Origin of the sequence: Pedobacter rhodius, from assembly GCF_027213645.1 — a bacterium.
Taxonomy (GTDB): Bacteria; Bacteroidota; Bacteroidia; order Sphingobacteriales; family Sphingobacteriaceae; genus Pedobacter; species Pedobacter rhodius.
This window is the reverse complement of record NZ_JAPWGL010000005.1, coordinates 236919-260975: the sequence shown is the minus strand read 5'-3', so window position 1 is coordinate 260975 and position 24057 is coordinate 236919. Positions and strand designations below refer to the sequence as shown.

At 36.5% G+C, this 24057-nt stretch carries 22 protein-coding genes; 12 read left to right on the top strand and 10 right to left on the bottom strand.

What is annotated here, in order from left to right:
- Positions 1–4: 4 nt before the first annotated feature.
- The 5 genes from O0931_RS17840 to O0931_RS17820 are packed head-to-tail and all read left to right on the top strand — an operon-like array spanning position 5 to position 4973.
- A complete protein-coding gene (locus O0931_RS17840) occupies positions 5–1579 on the top strand; it encodes a helicase HerA-like domain-containing protein (protein ID WP_269416841.1) in 1575 nt (524 codons plus the stop codon).
- A 10-nt stretch (positions 1580–1589) separates the two neighbouring features.
- Positions 1590–2246, top strand: coding sequence for a hypothetical protein (locus O0931_RS17835; RefSeq protein WP_269416840.1), 657 nt, complete (start codon positions 1590–1592; stop codon positions 2244–2246).
- Between the two features lie 57 nt (positions 2247–2303).
- Positions 2304–3203: a nucleotidyltransferase family protein gene (locus O0931_RS17830; RefSeq protein ID WP_269416839.1), complete on the top strand. Its 900-nt coding sequence runs from the start codon at positions 2304–2306 to the stop codon at positions 3201–3203.
- A complete protein-coding gene (locus tag O0931_RS17825) occupies positions 3194–4270 on the top strand; it encodes a phosphotransferase enzyme family protein (protein WP_269416838.1) in 1077 nt (358 codons plus the stop codon). Before O0931_RS17830 ends, O0931_RS17825 begins: the two co-directional genes overlap by 10 nt.
- A gap of 7 nt (positions 4271–4277) precedes the next feature.
- On the top strand, positions 4278–4973 hold the full coding sequence (locus O0931_RS17820; protein ID WP_269416837.1) for a TMEM175 family protein: 696 nt from the start codon (positions 4278–4280) through the stop codon (positions 4971–4973).
- A gap of 287 nt (positions 4974–5260) precedes the next feature.
- Here O0931_RS17820 and dnaK read toward each other — a convergent pair whose 3' ends face one another.
- Positions 5261–7168 carry a molecular chaperone DnaK gene (gene dnaK, locus O0931_RS17815; RefSeq protein ID WP_269416836.1) on the bottom strand — a complete coding sequence of 636 codons (1908 nt, stop codon included), beginning with the start codon at positions 7166–7168 and terminating at the stop codon, positions 5261–5263.
- Between the two features lie 377 nt (positions 7169–7545).
- Here dnaK and O0931_RS17810 point away from each other — a divergent pair, with 377 nt between their 5' ends.
- Positions 7546–8397 (top strand): hypothetical protein, encoded by an 852-nt coding sequence (locus O0931_RS17810; RefSeq protein ID WP_269416835.1) that lies wholly within the window; start codon positions 7546–7548, stop codon positions 8395–8397.
- A gap of 60 nt (positions 8398–8457) precedes the next feature.
- Here O0931_RS17810 and O0931_RS17805 read toward each other — a convergent pair whose 3' ends face one another.
- The 3 genes from O0931_RS17805 to O0931_RS17795 all read right to left on the bottom strand — a co-directional run bounded on the left by O0931_RS17805 (position 8458) and on the right by O0931_RS17795 (position 11008).
- Positions 8458–9021: a hypothetical protein gene (locus O0931_RS17805; RefSeq protein ID WP_269416834.1), complete on the bottom strand. Its 564-nt coding sequence runs from the start codon at positions 9019–9021 to the stop codon at positions 8458–8460.
- Positions 9022–9275: 254 nt separating this feature from the next.
- Positions 9276–10187 (bottom strand): EamA family transporter, encoded by a 912-nt coding sequence (locus O0931_RS17800; protein WP_269416833.1) that lies wholly within the window; start codon positions 10185–10187, stop codon positions 9276–9278.
- 104 nt (positions 10188–10291) lie between these two features.
- Positions 10292–11008 carry a pyridoxine 5'-phosphate synthase gene (locus O0931_RS17795; protein ID WP_269416832.1) on the bottom strand — a complete coding sequence of 239 codons (717 nt, stop codon included), beginning with the start codon at positions 11006–11008 and terminating at the stop codon, positions 10292–10294.
- An 85-nt stretch (positions 11009–11093) separates the two neighbouring features.
- Here O0931_RS17795 and O0931_RS17790 point away from each other — a divergent pair, with 85 nt between their 5' ends.
- From O0931_RS17790 to O0931_RS17780, 3 genes are all read left to right on the top strand, one after another.
- Positions 11094–12734: an ArnT family glycosyltransferase gene (locus O0931_RS17790; protein ID WP_269416831.1), complete on the top strand. Its 1641-nt coding sequence runs from the start codon at positions 11094–11096 to the stop codon at positions 12732–12734.
- Position 12735: 1 nt separating this feature from the next.
- Positions 12736–13116 (top strand): GtrA family protein, encoded by a 381-nt coding sequence (locus tag O0931_RS17785; RefSeq protein ID WP_269416830.1) that lies wholly within the window; start codon positions 12736–12738, stop codon positions 13114–13116.
- 217 nt (positions 13117–13333) lie between these two features.
- Complete coding sequence (locus O0931_RS17780) at positions 13334–14314, top strand: polysaccharide deacetylase family protein (RefSeq protein WP_269416829.1); 981 nt, start codon at positions 13334–13336, stop codon at positions 14312–14314.
- A 123-nt stretch (positions 14315–14437) separates the two neighbouring features.
- On the opposite strand, the gene O0931_RS17775 is transcribed toward O0931_RS17780, so the two are convergent.
- From O0931_RS17775 to O0931_RS17765, 3 genes are all read right to left on the bottom strand, one after another.
- Complete coding sequence (locus O0931_RS17775) at positions 14438–14776, bottom strand: DUF6370 family protein (RefSeq protein ID WP_269416828.1); 339 nt, start codon at positions 14774–14776, stop codon at positions 14438–14440.
- Between the two features lie 207 nt (positions 14777–14983).
- Positions 14984–16300 carry an adenosylhomocysteinase gene (gene ahcY, locus O0931_RS17770; RefSeq protein ID WP_269416827.1) on the bottom strand — a complete coding sequence of 439 codons (1317 nt, stop codon included), beginning with the start codon at positions 16298–16300 and terminating at the stop codon, positions 14984–14986.
- 164 nt (positions 16301–16464) lie between these two features.
- Positions 16465–16707 (bottom strand): hypothetical protein, encoded by a 243-nt coding sequence (locus O0931_RS17765; RefSeq protein ID WP_269416826.1) that lies wholly within the window; start codon positions 16705–16707, stop codon positions 16465–16467.
- A gap of 472 nt (positions 16708–17179) precedes the next feature.
- On the opposite strand from O0931_RS17765, the gene O0931_RS17760 reads away from it, so the two are divergent.
- Positions 17180–17608 (top strand): CBS domain-containing protein, encoded by a 429-nt coding sequence (locus O0931_RS17760; protein WP_269416825.1) that lies wholly within the window; start codon positions 17180–17182, stop codon positions 17606–17608.
- A 399-nt stretch (positions 17609–18007) separates the two neighbouring features.
- Here O0931_RS17760 and O0931_RS17755 read toward each other — a convergent pair whose 3' ends face one another.
- From O0931_RS17755 to O0931_RS17745, 3 genes are all read right to left on the bottom strand, one after another.
- Positions 18008–19456: a M20/M25/M40 family metallo-hydrolase gene (locus O0931_RS17755; protein WP_269416824.1), complete on the bottom strand. Its 1449-nt coding sequence runs from the start codon at positions 19454–19456 to the stop codon at positions 18008–18010.
- Between the two features lie 432 nt (positions 19457–19888).
- Positions 19889–20935: a TerC family protein gene (locus O0931_RS17750; protein ID WP_269416823.1), complete on the bottom strand. Its 1047-nt coding sequence runs from the start codon at positions 20933–20935 to the stop codon at positions 19889–19891.
- Positions 20935–21906 (bottom strand): polyprenyl synthetase family protein, encoded by a 972-nt coding sequence (locus tag O0931_RS17745; RefSeq protein WP_269416822.1) that lies wholly within the window; start codon positions 21904–21906, stop codon positions 20935–20937. The genes O0931_RS17750 and O0931_RS17745 overlap by 1 nt, the downstream gene beginning before the upstream one ends.
- 71 nt (positions 21907–21977) lie before the next feature.
- Between O0931_RS17745 and O0931_RS17740 the strand changes: the two genes are divergently transcribed.
- Positions 21978–22970: an alpha/beta hydrolase gene (locus O0931_RS17740; RefSeq protein ID WP_269416821.1), complete on the top strand. Its 993-nt coding sequence runs from the start codon at positions 21978–21980 to the stop codon at positions 22968–22970.
- Between the two features lie 16 nt (positions 22971–22986).
- On the top strand, positions 22987–24057 hold the full coding sequence (locus O0931_RS17735) for a cell division protein ZipA C-terminal FtsZ-binding domain-containing protein (protein WP_269416820.1): 1071 nt from the start codon (positions 22987–22989) through the stop codon (positions 24055–24057).

Sequence of the window (24057 nt, the reverse complement as noted above, 5' to 3'; positions counted from 1 at the left end):
AAAAATGAGTGATTCTTCTTCAAAATTTGTCGAAAAAATAAAAGCATCTTATGCCCCGACAGGCTCTTATATCTATCTCGGGGCCGGCATTTTAGACGGGCAGGTATATGGCGATGCGGAAGTAAATCTCTCCTTAAAAATGATGAACAGGCATGGTTTAATTGCAGGTGCAACGGGTACAGGAAAAACCCGTACGCTGCAGTTACTTGCCGAACAACTGTCTGATGCCGGCGTGCCGGTCTTTATGCTCGATGTAAAAGGGGATTTATCAGGACTAAATCAACCCGGAAGTGTAAATCCTAAAATTGAGGAAAGAGCGGCGCAGCTAAAAAAGAGCTTTACGCCTGCCGGCTTTCCTGTTGAAATTTATTCACTTTCGGGAAAACTTGGTGCACAAATGCGCGCAACCGTTTTAGAATTCGGTCCGACACTTTTATCCAAAGTTTTAGATTTAAACGATACCCAATCGGGTGTTATGGCGGTTATCTTCAAATATGCCGATGATAACAAAATGCCAATAATAGATCTTAACGATTTAAAGAAACTTGTTTCCTATTTATCAGAAGGTGCGGGTGCTAAAGAGATTAAAGAAAGTTACGGCAGTATTTCTACTGCTACGTCAGGAACTATTTTAAGAAAAATTGTCGCTATTGAACAACAAGGTTTAGCCGGAATGTTTGGTGAAAAATCTTTCGATTCCGAAGATTTATTTGAACGTGTTGATGGCAAAGGGGTAATCAGCCTTTTAAACATTGCCGATGTTCAAAATCAACCGGTTTTATACTCAACCTTTCTCCTAAGTTTACTTGCCGAACTATTCAATACCTTACCTGAAGTTGGCGATTTGGATAAACCAAAATTGGTTTTCTTTTTCGATGAGGCACATTTGCTTTTTAATAATTCATCTAAAACATTTTTAGAGCAGATAGAAACCATCATCAGGTTAATCCGCTCAAAGGGTGTTGGTGTTTTCTTCTGCACACAATCGCCAACTGATGTTCCTGAAAGTGTTTTAGGTCAGTTGGGTAACCGTGTTCAGCATGCTTTAAGGGCTTTTACACCGAATGACGTAGACGCGCTTAAGAAGACGGTTAATACGTATCCTAAATCCGATTTCTATGAAATTGATAAAGTGCTGACATCGTTGGGTACAGGCCAGGCATTGGTTACCGTGTTAAATGAAAAAGGTATACCGACTGAAGTTTCAGCGACAATGCTTACGCCACCACGGGCTATAATGGGACCATTAACCGCTGCAGATTTCGACAAGCTAGTTACCGGAAGCCAGATGTATACTAAATACAAAGTTCCGATAGACCCGGAAAGTGCTTATGAAATTTTAACCAAGCGAATCAACGATCAAACCGCAGCAGCCGAACAACAAAAACAAGAAGCCGAAGCGCAAAAACAAGCTGAAATAGAAAGCAAACCAAAACCTGGCGAAAAAAGTTTAGTTGAGCAGGTAATGGGTGCAACCATTACCCGCCAGATAGGGAAGGAAATTGTACGTGGTCTTTTCGGAATGCTGACTGGAAAAAAAACACGGACAAAAAGTGGCGGCGGTTTATTTGGATTTTAAATTCAGCAAGATGAGAGGCTTTTTTGTACTGCTAATATTTGTCTCTTTCGGTGCACAGGCACAATATGAGGTCTTGCCTTTTGGCGATGTACAGCGAACACCAATTAAAGAAATCAAATATACCGATGTAACCGGAAGCCCCTATCTTTACGACTTTTGGGTTAAAGGAAAGGTTACTTTACAAAACGGAAAAAAGTACATTACCGATTCATTAAAATATAACGTTATTGACGAAAAACTAATTTTTAAAAACAATGACGGTTCACTAATGTATTTCGCAGAACCTGTTAAGGAATTTGAGTTATATGGGACAGAACCCAATCCCGTTCATTTCATAAACGGTTTACCTGCTATTAATGGATTAAATTCTAATTCATATTACCAGGTTATTGCAACGGGAAAAATCGGATTGTTAAAAAAAGTAAGTAAAAATATTACGGAGCTTAAACAATATGGTTCGGCGGTTACCAACAAAGCTTTTAATACAACGTATAGCTATTATTCTTTTCAAAACGGAACTTTAACTAAAATTACACCCAATAAAAAAACTATTATTGCTTTATTTGGTATTAAAGAAGATTTATTAAATGACTTTCTTAAAAAAGAGAAAGTCGACTTTAAGAAAGATGAAGATCTTTATAAATTATTCACATATTTAAATTATTAACCAAAATTAAACGCTTACCTAATCAAAAAATTGATTAGGTATTATTATTTTCGCAATATGAAACCTACGCTATTAATCCTGGCTGCCGGAATGGCGAGCCGTTACGGAAGCATGAAACAAATTGATGGATTTGGCCCAAATGGCGAAACCATTATCGATTATTCGATTTACGATGCAATTAAAGCCGGATTCGGTAAGGTTGTATTTATTATTAAGGAAGAGTTTGTAGATAATTTTAAATCTATTTTCGAACCAAAATTGAATGGTAGAATTGAAACTGATTATGTTTTCCAAAATTTTGATTTAAAACAATTTGGTATTGAAGAGGAAATATACCGTGAAAAACCATGGGGAACTGCCCACGCAATTCTTTCAGCAAGAAAGGTTGTAAAAGAACCATTTTGCGTTATCAATGCAGACGATTATTATGGATACGATGCATTTAAAAAAATGGTCGATTTCTTATCTGATGAGGCCTCTGATAGTAATTTCTCAATTATTGGCTATGAGGTAGGTAAAACACTCTCTGAATTTGGTGCGGTATCTCGCGGCGTTTGTAAAGTTGATGCATCAGGAAATCTGGAAGAAATTATCGAACGCACAAAAGTTTATCCAAAAGATGATAAAATTTTCTACGAAGAAGATGGTGAAGAATTTCCTTTAAGTTTTGACACACCCGTTTCAATGAATTTCTGGGGTTTTACGCCTGCCGTTTTTAACATCACAGAAAAATTATTCGTCGAATTTGCATTAGCAAATAAAGAAAAACCCAAAGCAGAATTCTTCATTCCTTTAATCGGAGAAAATCTGGTAAAAACAGGCGAGGCTACTTTTAAGGTTGTCCCAACTTCTAATAAATGGTTTGGTGTAACTTACAAAGAAGATAAGCCATATGTTCAGGATAGTATTAACCAATTGGTTAAAAACGGAACGTATCCTGAAAAACTATGGAGCTAAATTTAGATGCCGAAGTTTTAGAAGCATACGGATATACCAAAGAAAATGTTAAAATAACACAAATAGGTACGGGATTAATTAACCGTACTTATTTGCTTTCACCTTTATCTGAAGATAAAAAATATATCCTTCAGCATATTAACACTTCGGTTTTTAAGAACCCAAAAGCAATTGCCGATAACCTCAGGGCAATAGTAGATTACCTTGCCAAAACATATCCTGATTATCTCTTCATAAAACCTGTTCCCACACTTAATGGGGCAGAAATGGCTCACATTCATAATGAATACTGGCGAATGCTGCCATTCATTCCAAATTCGGTTTCGCTGGATGTATTAACTGACCCTCAGCAAGCTTATGAAGCTGCAAAACAATTTGGAAAATTTAGTCGCGTGCTTAATAACTTTAAAGCCGACAATTTAGAGCCAACAATTTCAGGTTTTCACGATTTAGGGTTGCGTTTTGAACAATTTACCCAGGCTTTAAATACAGCATCAAAAGAATTACAGGAGCAGGCAAAACCACAAATCGATGATGCATTGGCACACAAATATATACTTGAGTATTTTAAATCGTACGCCCACAGGGTTGATTTCCCAAACCGGGTTATGCATCACGATACCAAAATAAGTAATGTATTGCTAGATGCAGATACGTTTAAAGGTATTTGTGTTATCGATTTAGATACCATCATGCCAGGTAAATTTGTATCAGATTTAGGAGATATGATGCGCACCTATCTTTGCGCATGCTCAGAAAACGAAACCGATTTAAATAAAATTAAAATTCGTTTACCGTACTTCCAGGCTTTGGTTAAAGGCTATTTATCAGAAATGAAAAACAGCTTAACAAAAACGGAAAAAGAACTCATTTTATTTTCAGGGCGATACATGATTTACATGCAGGCTTTACGTTTCTTAACTGATTTTTTGAGTAATAATATTTACTACACTATAAAATATCCAACACAAAATTTGGATAGAGCAAAAAATCAATTTAAATTACTTTACGAACTATCTCTTAATGAAAAAGAGTTACAGGGTATAATTGAGGAAAATTTAGTTTAATATTTTTATGTCAGAACATAGTGAATTAAAAAAAGAGTTCCAGATTGAGCGGATGATTCTTTTTACAGATGCTGTTTTTGCTATAGCAATTACTTTACTGATTATAGAAATAAAAGCACCAGAAATTCATCATGGAATGACTTTTGCCGGGATGGCTAATCAGCTATTAAATTTGATTCCCAAATTTATTGGTTTTATTATTAGCTTTTTCGTTATCGCCATTTACTGGCGCTCGCACCATCGAATGTTTTCATTTATTAAGGATTACGATGATAAATTGATTTGGCTTAATTTCTTTTTTCTGTTCTCCATAATTTTAATGCCCTTTAGTTCGGCCTATTACAGCGACAATCCGATGTTTAGCTTGCCGTTTTGGTTTTACTCATTAAACATTGCCTTTACAGGATTACTAAATTATGCAATGCTTGCTTACATCATAAAACACCGCGGTCGGATTTCTGATGGTTTCAACGATATAAAAGCCCGTCAATTAGCAAGATGGAGAACCCTGATTGTTCCTGCAATATTTTCATTTGGTGTTGTCTTGGATTCTGTTCTGCCCGCAGAAAATAGCCTGAATATGTTAAGTAGATTCACGCCAATGTTGATCTGGCCCGCTATTGGGCTGTTAAATAAATTTTTTGGCAAAGTGCAAGATTTAGAATATCATGCCAAACCTATAAAAGCAAGACACCGGAAATAGATTTATCCCATTAAAGTGACCCAAAAGCACCAAACGTAATTTTCAAACCCGGCAACAGCAAAAATATTTTTTGTTTGCAGTATGAAAGAAGTTTAAAAAGATTGAAGTGAGTGGCAGGGCTAAAGTTTCCGAAAAGAACCAAACCATTTATTTCAAAAAAAGAAAGTCGTCATCCGATAGGCTATCGGATGACGAGCTCATAAAAAAAGCGTTCCTGAACTTAATCAGAAACGCTTTTTGTATTTTAAATCTCCGGTCTTCAAACCGCTGACTTTCGGAATTAGAAACTATTTTTCCTCTTTCACTTCTTCGAAATCAACATCAGTAACGTTATCACCGCCACCCTGAGGTTGTCCATCAGCTTGTGGTTGTTCGCCACCACCTTGAGGTTGTTCACCTGCTTTGTACATTTCTTCAGATGCTGCGTTCCATGCATTTTGCAATTCAGCTTGTGCTGCATCGATATCTGCGAAGTTACGGGAACCATGTGCTGCTTTCAGTTTCTCTAAGCCAGCTTCGATTGGTGCTTTTTTATCAGCAGATAATTTATCGCCAAACTCTTTCAATTGTTTTTCTGTAGAGAAGATTAAAGCATCAGCGCCATTGATTTTATCCGCTTCTTCTTTTGCTTTAGCATCATCAGCTGCATTAGCTTCTGCTTCTTCTTTCATTTTCTTAATCTCAGCATCAGTTAAACCTGAAGAAGCTTCGATACGGATTTTTTGCTCTTTACCAGTCGCTTTATCTTTAGCACTTACGTGTAAGATACCGTTAGCATCAATATCAAAAGATACTTCAACCTGAGGCACACCACGAGGTGCTGGTGGGATACCATCTAAAATGAAACGGCCAATTGTACGGTTTTGATTAGCCATTGGGCGCTCACCTTGTAAAATATGGATTTCTACCGATGGCTGATTATCAGCTGCAGTTGAGAAAGTCTCCGATTTCTTAGTTGGGATAGTTGTGTTAGACTCAATTAATTTAGTCATTACACCACCCATCGTTTCAATACCCAATGATAAAGGTGTAACATCTAATAACAATACATCTTTCACATCACCAGTTAACACACCGCCTTGGATAGCAGCACCAATTGCTACAACCTCATCAGGGTTAACACCTTTACTCGGCTCTTTACCGAAGAAAGCTTTAACAGCCTCTTGAATAGCAGGGATACGCGTAGAACCACCAACCAGAATAATTTCATCAATATCACTTGTGCTTAAACCAGCATTTTTCAAAGCCGATTTACAAGGATCGATAGTACGTTTGATTAAGCTATCAGCCAATTGCTCAAATTTAGCACGGGTTAAAGTACGTACTAAGTGTTTAGGCCCGCTGGCATCAGCAGTAATATATGGCAAGTTAATTTCAGTAGAAGTTGTGCTAGATAACTCAATTTTAGCTTTCTCAGCAGCTTCTTTTAAACGTTGTAAAGCCATCGGATCTTTAGAAAGGTCCATGCTGTTTTCAGATTTGAATTCAGACGTTAACCAATCAATAATGATGTGGTCAAAATCATCACCACCTAAGTGTGTATCACCATCAGTAGATTTTACTTCGAAAACGCCATCACCTAATTCTAAAACAGAAACGTCATGTGTACCACCACCACAGTCAAAAACAACAATTTTCATGTCTTTGTGTGCTTTATCTAAACCATAAGCTAAAGCAGCTGCAGTTGGCTCGTTAATGATACGTTTTACAGTTAAACCTGCAATTTCACCTGCTTCTTTCGTAGCCTGACGTTGTGCATCGTTAAAGTAAGCCGGTACAGTAATAACCGCCTCAGTAACTTCCTGACCCAGGAAATCTTCAGCAGTTTTTTTCATTTTTTGTAAAATCATTGCAGAAATCTCTTGTGGAGTATATTTTCTGTCGTCGATTTCTACACGAGGTGTGTTATTATCACCTTTAACAACTTTATAAGGTACACGTCCGGCTTCTTTCGAACTTTCGTCGTAGCTGCTACCCATAAAGCGTTTAATCGAATATATCGTTTTTGTTGGGTTGGTTATAGCCTGACGTTTAGCAGGCTCGCCAACTTTACGCTCACCGTTTTCTGCAAAAGCAACAATAGACGGTGTAGTACGTTTACCCTCACTGTTTGCGATAACTACAGGCTCATTGCCCTCCATTACGCTCACGCAAGAGTTTGTTGTTCCTAAGTCTATTCCAATAATTTTTCCCATTGTATTTTTATTTTCTCTTTTTAAAGTATTATAATTTCTACTCCTGTTAAACAATGCTTGTGCCAATTGGTTTTTGGCAGAAAATATCGGTAAAAGACTGATAAAATGTAAAAATTCATAGGACTTGATACTGACAGCATGACAGAAAAAATGGAAGATGGAGGTTACATGATGTAAAATGGATGATGGAAGATGATGAAAGGCATAATTGGATTGTATATTTACCTATCAGTTATTGTCTCACTCACCGAAAAACTTCACAGAATACCTACTAAAAATAAGTTGTAAATCAAGATATCGGTTGATGATACAATCTGCACTCGTTTAAGACTTTTAAAGTTTTTATATCTTTGAATAAATAATACACCTGTTTTTAAATGTCAAAATCAAATAAGAATGTTGCTTTAATCGTTCATGCCTGCGATGGTTATGAATTTCTTTACGAAGGTTTTGACCACTTTTTTTCAAAACACTGGGATTTTAAAGTTCCCTGTAAATATTATTTTGCTACGGAAGAAAAGGACGTAAGCATAAATGGTTTTGAAAATATCAAATCTGGAAAGGGTGCCTGGGCCGATCGTCTTTCATTTCTGCTGAAAAACAAAATTGAAGAAGACTATATCCTATATTTTCAGGAAGATATGTGGTTGAGTAAGCCTGTTAACCGTATTTTTTTTGAACAGCTTTTTGATTTAGCAAAAAATAATGACTGGAAACAAGTTAAACTTCACAGTTCGGATGTTTATAAAACAAAGGCAACCGATATTTTTATAGAGGGATTTAACGTTGCTGAAATCGACAATCAGAAATCAGATTTTTTAATGTCGCACCAGGTTACGCTTTGGCGAAAAGATTATTTGCTTGCGCAACTTTACAAGAATGAACATCCCTGGCGAAATGAAAGAAGAGGAACAAAAAGACTCAAAAAACTAAAACCTCAAATTTTTCATATCGATTATTTCGCAGAAAACGGTTGTGCAGAGATTAACCAGAACCAGGAGCCAAAAGCCAGAAGTGAATACCATGCTGTTTCATTTAACAGCACGCTAAACTTCAACGTGGTTGAATACATTAAGCTGCTTAATAAAGGAAAGGCGGCACAGAAAAAGTATGCAACCGAACTGCAAAATCACTACGATAATAATTTAACCCACGACGGCAAACCAAAACCCAAAAAGGAAGACATTTTTAAGAAATTCAAAAACTGGTTTTCAAAGAAAAAGGCTTAAAAATTTTTGCCAACTTCGCATTCGCTCAAGCTTCAGTCTTTAACACTTAAGCTTAAAACCTTATTTCTGCACTTTCCAACCTTCGTCTTTACTCAATTTAAGCTTGTAAGTTTTGGTAATGAAGTTGCTGTTTTCACTTGCATCTTTATCAAAAGGCGCAAAATCGGTATTTACTTTCTTTAGTGAAACCGTTACTTTAGACGTACTTGAATTCACCTGAGAAAAATCAACCGGCTTTTCATCTGCTAAAACATATTCAACAACTTTTACTGTTGCTTTATCTTCATCCTGTTTTAAAACCAAAGGACTTGCTTTTTCAGTAAGCGTAATCTGATAAACATAACTGCTATCTTTAGATAAAAATTTCTTGTTCGCTTCTTTTAATGTTAACGAAACCATTCCTTTGCTCTCTAAAGTTTTATATTTTGCCAGGTCTTCTTTATCACTTTTACTACTGAATTTTATTTCGCCAAAGCTAAATCGAGTGGTTTTATATTCCGGATTGGCTTTTAAATAATCTGTTATCACAGTTCCTGCTTCATCCTGGTTTATGGTTGTTTTATTTTTACATCCGGCGAAGCAGATGACAATTAATGATAAAGTATAAATGATATGTTTTTTCATTGTAAATGCGTTTATGTTTTAAAGGTATTTATTTTTAGATTAACCGCAAAGTCAACAATTATTTTACTACAGAATGCACAGAGATTTTCACAGAGCGCATGAAGAATAAAACAGAAACTTAGTTTGCTTTGTGGTAATTTAAACGCTTGGTTTTGGCCATAGATTCACAGATTATTTATTTTGCTCTGTGCCTTTAACTCGGTATGCCTCGTGGTAATATTAAATGCCAGGCTTTGTATTCTCGGTGCCTTCTCTTAATGTTCTCTGTGGTTAAATCCTTTTAATTTCAAATACTTCAAATTAGGTAAAACCATTGCCGATAAAATTACACATACACCTATCCATCGTAAAAGCGAAACCTGTTCCTGCAATACAAATCCGGCCATCATAACCGCAACAGGCAATTCGGCAGCACTTAAAATGGAACTTAAGGCTGTTCCTATTCTCGGAACACCTTCAGCATAAAATAGTGGCGGAATTACCGTTCCGAAAATAGAAATAATTAGTCCCCATTTAAGCAAGCTTCCGTTTAAAGCGCCGTTAAACAAAAACATTGGTGGAAAAAGAATAAAAATCAAAATGCAGGCGCCGCTAATCATCAATGCGCTTTTCTTCAAAGCGGGATATTCATTTCCGATTCTTCCGCTTAACAGGAGAAAACCTGCATAAGAAATTGCCGCTAACAGACCAAAACCGATTCCTTTTAAGCTAAGGGATTCGATATTCGCTTCAACCATTCCGCTGGCTAAAACCGTTCCGGTCAACACCAATAAAATTGATAAAAACTGGAGACCTGCAGGTTTCTTTTTATAAATGATGAATTCAAGCAAAATACTCATCCAGATAAATTGCATCAACAAAATTATAGCAACAGAATTTGGGACAAGCTTAACAGACTGATAATAAAAAACACTTACCAATCCTGTACAAGTTCCGGCAAGAACCATTTTCCACCAAGGTGTGATGAGTTTAATTTCTTTATTTTTAACTTTTGAAGTTCTACTTTGAAAAAAGAATAAAACCCATAAAATTACCGCACCAAAAAAAGCCTGTGTACCCGTAACGTCACCTAATGAATAACCATCATGATAAGCCAGCTTTACAAAAGTAGATAAGATACCAAAACTGCAGGCACCAAAAAAGACAAGGAGAATTCCTTTTAACATTTAAATAGTATCAAGTGTTTAGTATCAAGTATTTAGTATAAAGTATCAAGATATGGGATTGATTAAGATTTTAACACAGAAGATTAGCTTTTTCTTTCCGTTTTTTAAACGAGTTGTTGTAAATATTTTTGAATGGTGGTTTCCAGTCCTAAATAAAGTGCATCGCTGATTAAAGCGTGGCCAATAGAAACTTCCAGGAGAGCGGGAATGCTTTGAGCGAAATAATGCAGGTTGTGTAAATCTAAATCATGCCCCGCATTTATGCCCAGGTTTAAATGATTTGCGTGACGCGCCGCTGCAATGTAATTTACAATAGCCTTCTCTCTATCTGCAAAATAATTGTGTGCGTAAGCTTCGGTATAAAGTTCGATTCTATCCGTTCCGGTTTCAGCGGCGCCCTCTACCATTTCAACTACCGGATCAACGAAAATAGAAACACGAATACCTTCTTTTTGAAATATCGAAACCATTTCTTTCAGATAAGCTGCATGTTTTATGGTATCCCAACCATGATTTGACGTAATTTGTCCCTCTGCATCGGGCACTAAAGTAACCTGGGCAGGTTTGTTTGCCAGCACCAGATCAACAAATTTATCTTCCTTGCAATTTCCTTCAATGTTAAATTCTGTGGAAATCGCCGACTTTAAATCATAAACATCCTGGTAACGGATATGACGTTCATCCGGCCTTGGGTGTACGGTAATTCCCTGCGCTCCGAAGGCCTCGCAATCCAATGCAACTTTAACCAAATCAGGATTATTACCCCCGCGACTATTGCGTAATGTAGCAATTTTGTTGATGTTAACCGATAACTTTGTCATGCTGTAAAGATAAGGCTTTGCCTTTGTTAATCGGAAACCATTAATAAATTTGAGCTTTTTTTTGCCCATATTTGTTCAAAGCAAAATGAATTTAAAGGATACAACACTATATAAATTCCTAATCGTTTTACTCGCATTTGCGAGTATTCCTGCACTTTTTGGCGGCGTAATGGAACCCGATGGCGCACTATACGCTTCGATGTCGAAAAATATAATTTTATTTAAAGACTGGTTTAATCTTTATGGCCGTGGAGCAGACTGGTTGGATAAACCCCACCTTACCTTTTGGATATCAGCCGCATTTTTCAAAGTATTTGGCATTTCATCCTTTGCCTATAAATTACCGTCCTTTCTTTTTGGTTTACTGGGCGTCTGGTACTTTTACAAACTGGCAAAGGATATCTACGATGAAAAAACAGGTTTAATCAGTGCTTTAATTTTCTTAAGTGCTTTACACATCATTACATCAACATTCGATGTAAGAGCTGAAATTTACCTCACAACTTTTACCTTTGCATCAATTTATCATTTTTATAAGGCTCATAACAGTTCATTCTGGCATATAGTTGCAGGCGCTTTTTTTGCGGCATGCGCCATTCTTATTAAAGGAATTTTTGTCTTAATTCCGGTTTTTGCAGGTTTCATTATTTACTGGTTATTTACAAAGCAATACAAACAATTATTAAATCCGAAATGGTATGTGGCCATTGCGTTAATTTTTGTTTTCATCACGCCCGAATTATATGCACTCTACACACAATTCGATTTGCATCCTGAAAAAGTTGTTTTCGACAGAACGGGTGTTTCAGGGTTAAAGTTCTTCTTTTGGGACAGCCAATTCGGACGGTTTTTTAACAATGGCCCTATTAAGGGTAAGGGTGATATTTCGTTCTTTCTTCATACGACACTCTGGGCTTTCCTCCCCTGGTCGATATTGTTCTATGCAGCGGTTGTAAATCTTTTCAAAAAGAAGAACAGAGAAAATTTAGCACCGGAAAGCATTATTATTTGGGCAAGTGCTGCCGTCACATTCTTAATCTTTTCACTTTCAAAATTTCAGTTGCCCCATTATATTTTAATTATTTTCCCTCAGTTCTCAATTATTACGGCCTTATTTATTCAGAAACTGGAAGGGAAAATGCTTCGTACTTTTCTAACGATACAAAATATAGTGTTGGCTTTAGTTTTAATTTTGCTCACCGTTATCTGGTTCTTTTTCGGTTTCGAAAGGGCCTATGCCGTTTTATTTTTAATCCTTGCCGGCGCAATTTTCACGTTTACGTATATTAAAGGAAAAGAAATTAAAACATTAATTGGTCGAAGTGCAGCTGTTTCCATAACGCTCGCGCTATTTCTTTTTGTATTCTTTTACCCTGCCATTTTAAAATATCAATCAGGGATGCAGGCAGGAAACTGGCTAAAGCAACATTACCCAACAGCCAGGCCGGCCGTTTTAAATTATATTGATGCCTTTTCTTTTGATTTTTATGCCCCGGGTGAGGTAAAATACCTGCATAATTATGCAGATTTGGATAAGGTAAAAGATTTGAATAACTTAGTTATTTACGTATCTGAAGCAGAATTACCTAAATTGAAGCGCGAATACCATGCAGAAATACTAGAAACTTTTGAATATTTTCACATTACCAAACTAACAGGTAAATTTTTAAATGCAAAAACCCGCAAGCAGGTTTTAGAACATTTTTATCTCGTAAAAGTACATTAACATGGATTTATTTTTTCGTATTATAAAATTTGGTTTGACAGGTCTGCTGGGAATGGCAATAGACTTTGGTGCGACATGGTTATGTAAAGAAAAAATAAAAATTAATAAATATGTTTCGAATGCAATTGGTTTTTCACTCGCTGTAACGAATAATTATTTGATTAACCGTGTCTGGACTTTTCAAAGCAAAAATGAACATTGGGGTGCGGAATTTATAAAGTTCCTGGCCGTGAGCCTGTTTGGTTTGGCCTTAAATACGGCAATTATTTACTTTTTTCATCATCGGAAAAATGGCGTAAACTTTTATGTCGCTAAATTTTTTGCAATTATTTTGGTATTTATCTGGAATTTCCTGGCTAATATGTTGTTTACTTTTAATTAAAGACTTAAAAGCATAACTTAACCGTTAGAAACAAATTCTACGTAACGTTTTTCCCGATAAAATAGAACACGACCAGCCATATTAATCCTTTAATAAGGAAGAATAAAAACCCGACTAAGCCAACCCGCTTAAACCATAATTTTACTTTTTCTTTGTTCATTGCGTTATTGTAAAGATAGCGGATTTGAACTAAATTAGAAGATTTTAAATAAGGAACATGAATTTATCTAAAATATTAAGTCTCTCGTTTCTAGCAATATTTCTTATTAACTCAAGACTTTCAGCACAGCATTTTGACGACATAAAAAGATACAAGGTGAGTTTTAGTTTAGCGATCAGCGCTAATGAAAAATTAATCGTAATAAGAAGTTTTGTAAATAACAATCAAAAATATTTACTGCTCGTTAATCCGGAAACTTTATACACAAAAACAGACTTATCAAGCAAGTATACTTTAAGCAGTTTAGCGTATTCGAATATGCTTGCCATTTTTAAAAACACAGCTTATGTAAAATCGTTAGAAGCAGCAGCAGCGAAAGATATTCAGTTACAGAACGCAGGTATAGATCATTCCATTCCGAATGAAAAAGGGATAACACTTACCATCGTTCTTTGCCCGTCTCACAAATCTTTAGACAGGATTATTTTTCAATCGGTTTTTGATGAATTTAAAAAGATTGAGCAACCTGCTCCACTTGCCATTTCTGTTTCCGGCAAATGGATGCTAAAGCATGAAGACGACCTGAACTGGCTGAAAAGTCTGGTAGAGAAAAAGGAGCTGGATATAACATGGGTGAACCATACGTACAACCATGAAGTGAATGGTTTGCCTTTGACAAAGAACTTTTTACTTATACCCGGTACAAATTTAGACGTTGAAGTTTTGGAGAATGAAAAATTGATGCTAAAAAATGGTTTAACACCTTCGGTATTTTTCCGTTTTCCGGGATTGGTTTCTGATAAAAAGATAGTTCAAAAAATTGAAGAATATGGTTTGATTCCAATTGGCAGCGATGCCTGGTTGGCGAAAGGCCAGCAGCCAAATGTTGGCAGTATCGTACTCATTCATGGTAATGGGAATGAAGAAATCGGCGTTCAGGATTTTATCCGCTTATTGAAAGCCAAACAAATCGATGTTAAGAATAAACAGTGGTTGCTTTTTGATTTACGACAGGGATTGGAAAAAGAATTTGAGTAGTTTTTTTCTGTTAACCGCAAAGGACGCAAAGAACGACGGGTGCAAAGAGCACGAAGTTTAAGCTTAAGTATTTTAAATCAAGCTTTGCAGCTCTTTGCGAAAACTTAGCATACTTTGCGTTTATTATTTCTTCGGTAATAACTTTATTTCTTTTGCCTTGAAGCGGTTATTCACAATTTCGCCGGTTACTTCGGCTTTGCTTACAGCATTGCAAAAACCATGTTCGCCATGGGCATCTCCAAAATCATCAATACTTTTACCATCAACGAAATAAGGTTTACCCTCAATTTTTACGGCAAGTTCGCAGTCTTTACCTTTCATTTTGAATTGGCATTCGCCGCAGGCAATATCAACCAATTGTTTGGTAATTACTTTTGAAGTTTCCGCTGTTTTCGGAGCAGATTGAGCATTTGCATTGATTGCAAATACACTTAATAACAAAGCAAATATTAAGTTTTTCATTGTCTTGATTTTTTCCAAATTTAAGTTTTAGGCAGCAAATAATTGCAGTATTTATCAAATAAAGCGGCGGAAATAACTTATTATGCTGTTGTTCAAACCCCATAGTTTTTTTTGAAATCTATGACGTTTAATTATGATTCAACAAAAAAGGGATATGCAATTTGCACATCCCTTTTAAAAACTATAAGACCCTTTAGGGGTTTGGGGTTAGTAACGGTATTCGTCTGATTTAAACGGACCTTCAACCGGAACGCCGATATAATCAGCCTGATGCTGGTCTAAAACTTCTAATTCTACACCGATTTTCTCTAAGTGCAAACGGGCAACTTTTTCATCTAAATGCTTAGGTAAAGTATAAACTTTATTTTCGTAAGCAGCAGTGTTAGTCCAAAGTTCCAATTGCGCCAAAGTCTGGTTGGTAAATGAATTACTCATTACGAAACTTGGATGACCTGTTGCGCAACCTAAGTTAACTAAACGACCTTCAGCCAAAACAATTACGTCTTTACCATCAATGGTGTATTTATCAACCTGTGGTTTAATTTCAACCTTAGTATCGCCATAAGTACCGTTTAACCAGGCCATGTCGATTTCGTTGTCGAAGTGACCGATGTTACAAACGATAGCCTTATCTTTTAATGCACGGAAGTGTTTTTCGCGAACGATGTCACAGTTACCGGTTGTGGTTACCACGATATCTGCTTCTTTAATAGCCGTATCCAAACGTTTAACTTCATAACCTTCCATTGCCGCTTGTAAAGCACAAATCGGATCGATTTCAGTAACAATTACACGTACACCTTGCGAGCTTAATGATTCTGCTGAACCTTTACCCACATCGCCATAACCGCAAACAACAGCTACTTTACCGGCCATCATTACATCAGTAGCACGACGAATTGCGTCTACCAATGATTCTCTACAGCCGTATTTGTTATCGAATTTAGATTTAGTTACCGAATCGTTAACGTTAATTGCAGGTGTATGCAAGGTTCCGTTTTTCATTCTTTCGTACAAACGGTGAACACCGGTAGTGGTTTCTTCTGATAAACCTTTAATACCCGCGATTAACTCAGGATATTTATCAAAAACCATATTGGTTAAATCGCCACCATCATCCAGAATCATGTTTAATGGTTGTTGCTCCGGACCGAAGTGTAAAGTTTGCTCAATACACCAGTCGAATTCTTCTTCATTCAGACCTTTCCAGGCATAAACCTGAATACCGGCAGCAGCAATTGCTGCAGCAGCATGATCCTGAGTGGAGAAAATGTTGCATGATGACCAGGTAACCTCGGCACCCAGTGCAGTTAAGGTTTCGATTAAAACAGCCGTTTGGATGGTCATGTGCAGGCAGCCTGCAATACGAGCACCTTTTAACGGTTGCGTTGGACCGAATTCTTTACGTAAACTCATTAAACCAGGCATTTCTGCTTCGGCTAATTCGATTTCTTTACGGCCCCATTCTGCCAGTGAAATATCCTTTACTTTGTAAGGGATGTAAGTTGTCTCTACTGATGACATATATAAATTGTTTAAATTGTTTTAAATCTGAATTATGACAATTGAAAAAAGTTATTTCCAATTGTTCCCAAATCTATCTTTGATTTAGAAGTACAAAATTACGCAATAGTTTACTCAATAACAAAAGCCAGGATACTAATCCATTTGATAAGTAACAGCTCTATTTAAACAGCTGCAGGAAGGTAACTGTATCCTTTCGCAAACTCATTAATCCTTAATAAAAATAGCGGACTAATATTCATCCTGTCGGCTGCTACCAGAAAGCCATCTTCCTCTATTAAATATCCTTTCATAACTCCATCGACAAAAACCCTGTATCTATCGATTTCAGCTTTAAAAAGTGTTATTATAATTATGGTACCGCCTATATCAAGAATCCTTGTGTCGGCGTTAAGAAACATATTCATTATTGGTATTTTTAACTTAAACGGCTAAAAAACAATAATGTTCCTGATAAATCAATGCAGATTTACAACTAAAAGGAATAATGTGACCTGAGACACCTTAGTGTACATTATACACAACCTTTTGGAATTGCTTTTTTTTCGGCTATACTTGTTATAAACGCTATACAGCTAAATTCTGAGAAAGTGCTTTAAATTTACAAAATCATTACCAGACCGGATTAAGAACATTTACACTACTGACAAACCCTGGTTTATGGGATGTAGATAAGACAATCCTCATAGCAGAAATCTTTATAATTCCTATGCCAATTGGACGCAACATTCTTTAACACCCTTATAAATTATATAATCATAAAGAATTTTTATTGGCCCTAAGCCGGTTTTTGTAAAAAATTTCAATCAGTTATTTATCAATTTAAAAAATTGATTTACAAGTAATTATTCATAAATTGAGGTAACCAAATAAATGATTATGAAAACTGTAAAACAGCTGCTGGATACAAAGCAGGCCCGCATTATTTCTGTAAGCGAAAATACTTCTGTTTTAGATGCGCTGAAAGTGATGACTGATAAAAACATCAGCGCAGTACTTGTTATGAAAGGTGCCGAGCTTTCCGGTATTTTCACCGAACGGGATTACGCCAGAAAAATCATCCTTCAAGGCAAATCATCTAAAGACACTTTAATTAGCGAGGCTATGACACCCCATCCAATTTCTATCCGTTTAAACGATAGCATAGATAAGTGCATGGAGTTAATGACAGAAAAACACATTCGTCATTTGCCTGTTGTAGATAACGATGAAGTTAAAGGAATGGTTTCAATCGGTGATGTGGTGAAATTTATCATCGCAGACCAAAAACAAACTATTTCTCATTTGGAAAGCTATATTAATGGTTAGGGTTTAGGGAAAACAGATCCTGATATCATTGAGTTTCCAATGTTATAAAATCTATGTAACCTTTAAATCTTTGTTATCAATTTGCGCACGCTCGTTTGTAACTAGCGGTTAATAATTAATCGCTTTTAGCGATTGCGCTATTAATTACGATGAAATCGTTAATCTATTCTGCACTCGTTAAAAACGAGCGCAAGCGGTTCTTAAGCCGTAGCGTTTCGAATATTACAACAGATTTGTACAATTTTCGCAAGCTCGTTTGTAACGAACATGCTTATAATTAATCGCTTTTAGCGATTGCGCTATTAATTACGATTAAATCGTTAATCTAATTGTGTACCGGTACAGGCGAATTACATTACAAAGATTTCTCCACTACGGTCGAAATGACGGAATAATTATTTACTTCCAACGCCACTCACCTGCAATTGTTAGTGGTTCTTTAAGGTTTTGAGCTTCCAGAAATGCGCTTAATTCCGCTTCACTTTGTACTCCAACAGGAATTTTTGGAGTATTAGCTAAGGCATAAGTTAACATGGCGCTGTAACGAACCGTATTTTTCAGGCCTTGTTCATCAACCAATTTAAAGCTATCGCCATCTGAATGATAGTAAGGACCAGAATTATTTGGTAGTTGTCCGCCTGCACCACCGCCTGTTGGAATACCTTCTAGCATAAATGGTTGATGGTCGCTATGTAAACCTGCGCCAGCATTAAATAAGTTCTTAAAACCTGTATCAATTTTTGCAATATCGGCACCCCATGCGGTAAATAATTCTTTCATTTCAGCTCGCGAAGTTGAAAATCCTTTCGGGTCGTTGGTCATATCATAATTCAACATAAATTTAACCTGACCGATATTTCCTGCATTCTTTGCTTGCTCTACATAAGCTTTCGAGCCCAGCAAACCTTGCTCCTCGCCCATAAACAAGACAAATTCAACCGTACGTTTTGTTTTTAAGTTTAACTTTTTAAAGGTTCTGGCCATATCCATAACTGCAAAGGAACCGATGCCATTATCAATAGCGCCTGTCGCCAAATCCCAGCTATCTAAATGTCCGCCAACAACAACTTTATCTTTTGGCATTTCTGTTCCTTTAAAAGTAGCAATAACGTTCCTGGCTTTAATTAAACCTGAAAAATTCGTCATTGCGATATGCGCTACCTGTGGCTGGGTTTTTAATTTTTCCTTTAGCGCCATTCCATCTTCCAAACCAATACAAACCGCCGGAACTGGAATCAGTTTGCCTGTAACTGAAGCAGTACCCGTTAATAAAACACCATTTTTTACGGTATTAATGATAATTACACCTGTGGCACCATATTTTGTTGCAATTGCGGTTTTCTCCGAGCGGTGCAATGATTTTGTTCCGGCGGGAGAACCAGGTAAAACACCAAGGTAAATCAATGCAATTTTTCCTTTAAACTTAGCAGGATTAGCCTGATAATCTACTTCTAATCCGTTACCGGCATCGACAATGTCACCTGTTATATCGGCACTTACAGGAGAATGGGCTAAAGTAACGGCCTTCATTTTAGTCAAATTACTTTTATCTGCACCAATTTCTACATTGATGGTCTTTCTGGCCCAACTCTCTACTTCAAAAGGTTGAAATTTAACCTCGCAACCGTACGATTTTAATAAATCGTAAGCATATTGTTCCGCCTTTGCACCATTGGGCGATCCGGTTAAACGATGACCAATCGTTTCTGTTTCGTATTTAAGCGTTTGGTAAGCTTTAGAATTTTGCTGTACGTCGGTGTTTATTTGATTAAAAACAGCACCGAAGTTATCCTGTGCTTTGACAAAAAAAGAGGTGCAGAGTAGTGCAGATGCAAAAAGATATTTCATGAAGTGCTGGTTTACTGATTTATGCGATGAAAGTACAAAATTTTCAGTAAGAGAAAGCGCTGTAACGTATATTTTGCCTTTCAAATATTTTTCATCACTCGAACACCTTAGGAAATTGTAGGTATTAACAAAAACCGTTACAAATTACATGATTCCTAAAAATATCCGCGGAAATCAGCATTATCTGCGGGCCAATATAATTTTTCACCACCTTAGACACCTAAGAAAGCTGGAGGCACTAAGAAAAAACCGCTGCAAATTACATGATTCCGGAAAATATCTGCGGAAATCGGCGTTATCTGCGGGCTAAAAATTTTTCACCACCTTAGACACCTAAGAAAGTTGGAGTACTAAAAAAAACCATTGCAAATTACATGATTCCGGACAATATCTGCGGAAATCGGCGTTTGTGTACGATTGAATTTTATTTTTCTATTTAACTGTCTTCTTAGGAAAAATAAGCGAGGCTACAATACTGATAACCAATATACTCAAAATAACGATTAATGAATGTTCTGTGGTGAAACCCCACTTTTCAAGATAAACGTGTGTGAGCATTTTAACCCCGATAAAGGTTAATAAAAATGCCAGACCGGTTTTTAAATAATGGAATTTATGGATAATGTTTACCAGTAAAAAGAACATCGAACGCAAGCCCATTATCGCAAAGATATTGGAAAAAAATACGATATACGGGTCTTTAGTGACCGCAAAAATTGCCGGAATGGAATCTACTGCAAAGAGCAAGTCGGTGAATTCTACGATTAATAAAACCAGGAACAAAGGCGTTACCATACGCTTTGCATTAATTTTCACGAAGAAGTTTTTGCCTTCGTATTTAGGATGAATGGCAAAGATTTTTGATGCCCATTTAACGACGGGATGATTTTCCGGATCAATTTTATCATCGTCTTCTTTGCTAAAGAACATCTTGACACCTGTAAAAACCAGGAAAGCGCCGAAAACATAAAGTATCCATCCGAATTTGGTTATCAACGCAGCGCCCACAAAAATGAAGATGAAACGCATCAGAATTGCACCTAAAATACCCCAAAATAAAACACGATGGTAGTATTTTTCTTCAACCGCAAAGGCAGAGAATATTAAGACGATAACAAATATATTATCAACCGAAAGGGCGTATTCGATAACGTATCCTGTTAAAAACTCTAAACCGAGGTTCTGCTTGTAGACAGCCAAACTTTGCTCGAAATTATCCGGAATTAAGGTAATATGATGCTGGTGTTTGGCTACGATTTCTTTTAAATGAGCGAAATCTTTAATGCCATGTAATTCTTGTCCTTCGGTAATCAATATAAAGTAAAAACCAATGGCAAAAGCAACCATGATTAAACTCATGATACCGGCTTGTTTCAGACTTATCACATGTTCCTTCTTGCTGAAAAGACCTAAATCAAGTGCAAGAATGAGTGTAATAAATAAAAGAAAACCTATGCTGAAAAGTAACTCATTGCTCATTATTTTTTACGTTCGGTAGTGTACAGTACGAGTTGCTCTAATCCTGTTCTCGCTTCGCCTGCTTCAAATTGGTGTAATATATTAAACGCATCTTCCTGGTATTGCTGCATTTTTTGATTTGCATACAAAACGCCTTCTTTAGCATTTACAAAATCTATAATTTCCTGAATTTTAGCCGAATCATCCTGATGGTTTTTTACCAGGTTTATAATCCTTTTCCGTTCAGGTTTCTCTGCTCTATTTAAGGCATAAATTAATGGCAGGGTTACTTTTTTCTCTTTTATATCAATACCCAAAGGCTTACCAACATTATCAGTCCCGAAGTCGAAAGTATCGTCTTTTATTTGAAAAGCAATACCAACTTTTTCGCCAAACAAACGCATTTTCTCAATTGTTTCATCATCAGCACCTGCTGATGCAGCACCTGCAGCACAACATGATGCAATTAAGGAGGCTGTTTTCTGGCGGATAACATCGAAGTATAATTCTTCGGAAATATCCATCCGCCGCACTTTTTCGATCTGCAGCAATTCGCCTTCACTCATTTGCTTTACCGCTTCTGATACAATTTGTAACAATCGATGCTCGTTATTGTTTACAGAGAGCAATAAGCCTTTCGCCAATAAGTAGTCGCCTACGAGAACAGCAATTTTATTTTTCCATAAAGCATTGATGGAAAAAAAACCACGACGTTCATAAGCGTTATCCACTACATCGTCGTGCACCAGTGTCGCTGTATGTAAAAGTTCAACCAAAGCTGCGCCGCGATGTGTGGATGCGGTGATTCCACCGCATAGCTGTGCAGCGAAAAACACAAACATCGGCCGCATTTGTTTTCCTTTTTGCTTAACGATGTAATGGGTAATCCTGTCGAGCAGCGGCGCATCGCTGTGCATAGAATCCTTAAAGGTTTTTTCAAACGCTTTAATGTCAGCTGCTATAGGTTTTTTTATCTGTTCGATTCCCGGCATTAAGTCGAAAAATTTTGATTGCAAACTTAGGTTAATTTCCTATAAAAGTTTACATTTAATAAAATATTGCATTGAAAAAACGATATAAAATTCTATTAGGTCTTTCTGTTTTATTAATCGGCACCTACTTTGCCGGACCGAAACCTAAAAAGCCTGTTTATAATGAGTCGCTGACTAAAGTACCGGATCTTGCAGCGCTCGAAAATTATATTAACGCCATAGAAAGCGAACATAACATTAAACCGGGTAATGAGGCCGAAATTGTATGGGCCGATTCATCGCATCACCAAACGGAATATGCAATTGTTTATCTGCATGGTTTTTCTGCATCAAAAATGGAAGGAAACCCTGTTCACATCAATCTGGCAAAAAAGCTGAAGGCAAATCTGTTCCTTCCCCGCCTTGCCGACCATGGGATTGACACCATCGCACCTATGCTATATTTTACTGCCGATAAGCTTTGGGAAACCAGTAAGCAAGCCTATGCAATTGGCAAAAAGCTTGGTAAAAAAGTTATTATCATCGGTACATCAACCGGCGGCACCGTTGCCCTAAAACTTGCAACAGTTTATCCTGAAATTAACAGCCTGATTTTAATTTCACCAAACGTGGCCATAAACGATAAAAATGCCTGGTTATTGAATGATCCATGGGGTTTACAAATTGCAAGAAGAGTGCTTGGCAGCGAAGAACGTAAAGTAGATGGCCGAACAGCCGAATATAAGAAGTACTGGTATACAAATTATCGTATAGAATCTTTAGTTGAGCTGCAGGAATTTGTTGAAAGTACGATGATTAAAAGTGTTTTTAAAAAAGTAAAACAGCCTGTGCTAATGCTTTACTATTACAAAAATGAAACAGAACAAGATCCGGTTGTTCGTGTAGATGCTATGCTAAAAATGTTCGATGAACTGGGAACCTCAGCGGATATAAAAAGAAAAATTGCCATTCCTAATGGCGAAAACCATGTTTTAGGTTCCTATATAACCTCTAAGGATCTACCAAGCGTAGAAACTGCAATTGATAATTTTGTGTGGAATGTTTTGAAAATACCGGTGAAATAGTATTCAATTAATATCTATGAAAAAAAATTTCCTTTTAATTACCTTACTAGGCTTTCTCAGTTGTTCTAATCCAAAAAAAAATGTTGACGAAAATGGTATTTATTACACTACCGCAACTGAAAGTGAGGAAAGGATTAGGGATTTAGGCCTTTTTGAACCATCTGAAGATTCTTCAACCATATTAAATTTTCCGAAACTAAATTTTAGTGTTTCTGAAACATCGGAGTTAAAACCAACAATAAAAGGCGATCCAAATAAAGATTTTATAATTGAGCTGAAGTTTGAGAATGGCCATACATTCCGAAAGAAAGACTTAGAAGAGCTCTTTGATAAAAACTGGAGAATCACTTTTACCGCAGCGGAAATCTATGGATATTCTGCAAATGATAAGCAGTGGACCTACGCTTTATCAGGAGATAAATCAGAAGAATACAAACAGGTTGAAATTGCTATAAATCTTTTAGAGGTTTTCAATGACGAGAATCCTAGCTTCGATGCAAAGAAATTACAAAATTATGTAAACGAACTTAATAGAAAATTAACGACACTTAATGATAAAGTAAACATCAAATATATTGAAACATTTGATCAGGCAATTGAAAAAAGTAAAAAACTAGTCGCGTTAAATCGTCGTTTCAATAAAGAGCTTATTATTTCATTAAAAAGTAAATCTCAGTTTGACGGAAAGAAGGCGTGGGATGCTTTGTTATGTGTAGGCTTAAAATGGGGCGATGGTGATTTATTTCATTGGAGGAAGAATAATGATGAACCTTATTTCTCAGTTTGGACATCTACAACTCCAGGATATTTCTTGCCAGAACAAATAAAAAGTGGAGAAATGAATCCTTCAGACTTAAATTTCGGGTATTCCATATTAACGAGCAGAGATCCAATGAATATTTACAAGGCTATGCTAAAAGCAGCAAAGTATTGTAAAAGTAGGCTTGGGGGTGAAATTTTAAACGCAGAAGGGAAACCTTTAAATGAAACAGAAAATTATAGAAAAATAGTCAATTTAATTGAGGAAATGAATATAGAGGGAATAAAGCCTGGTACAGAATCTGCAATGCGCATTTATACTTTTTGA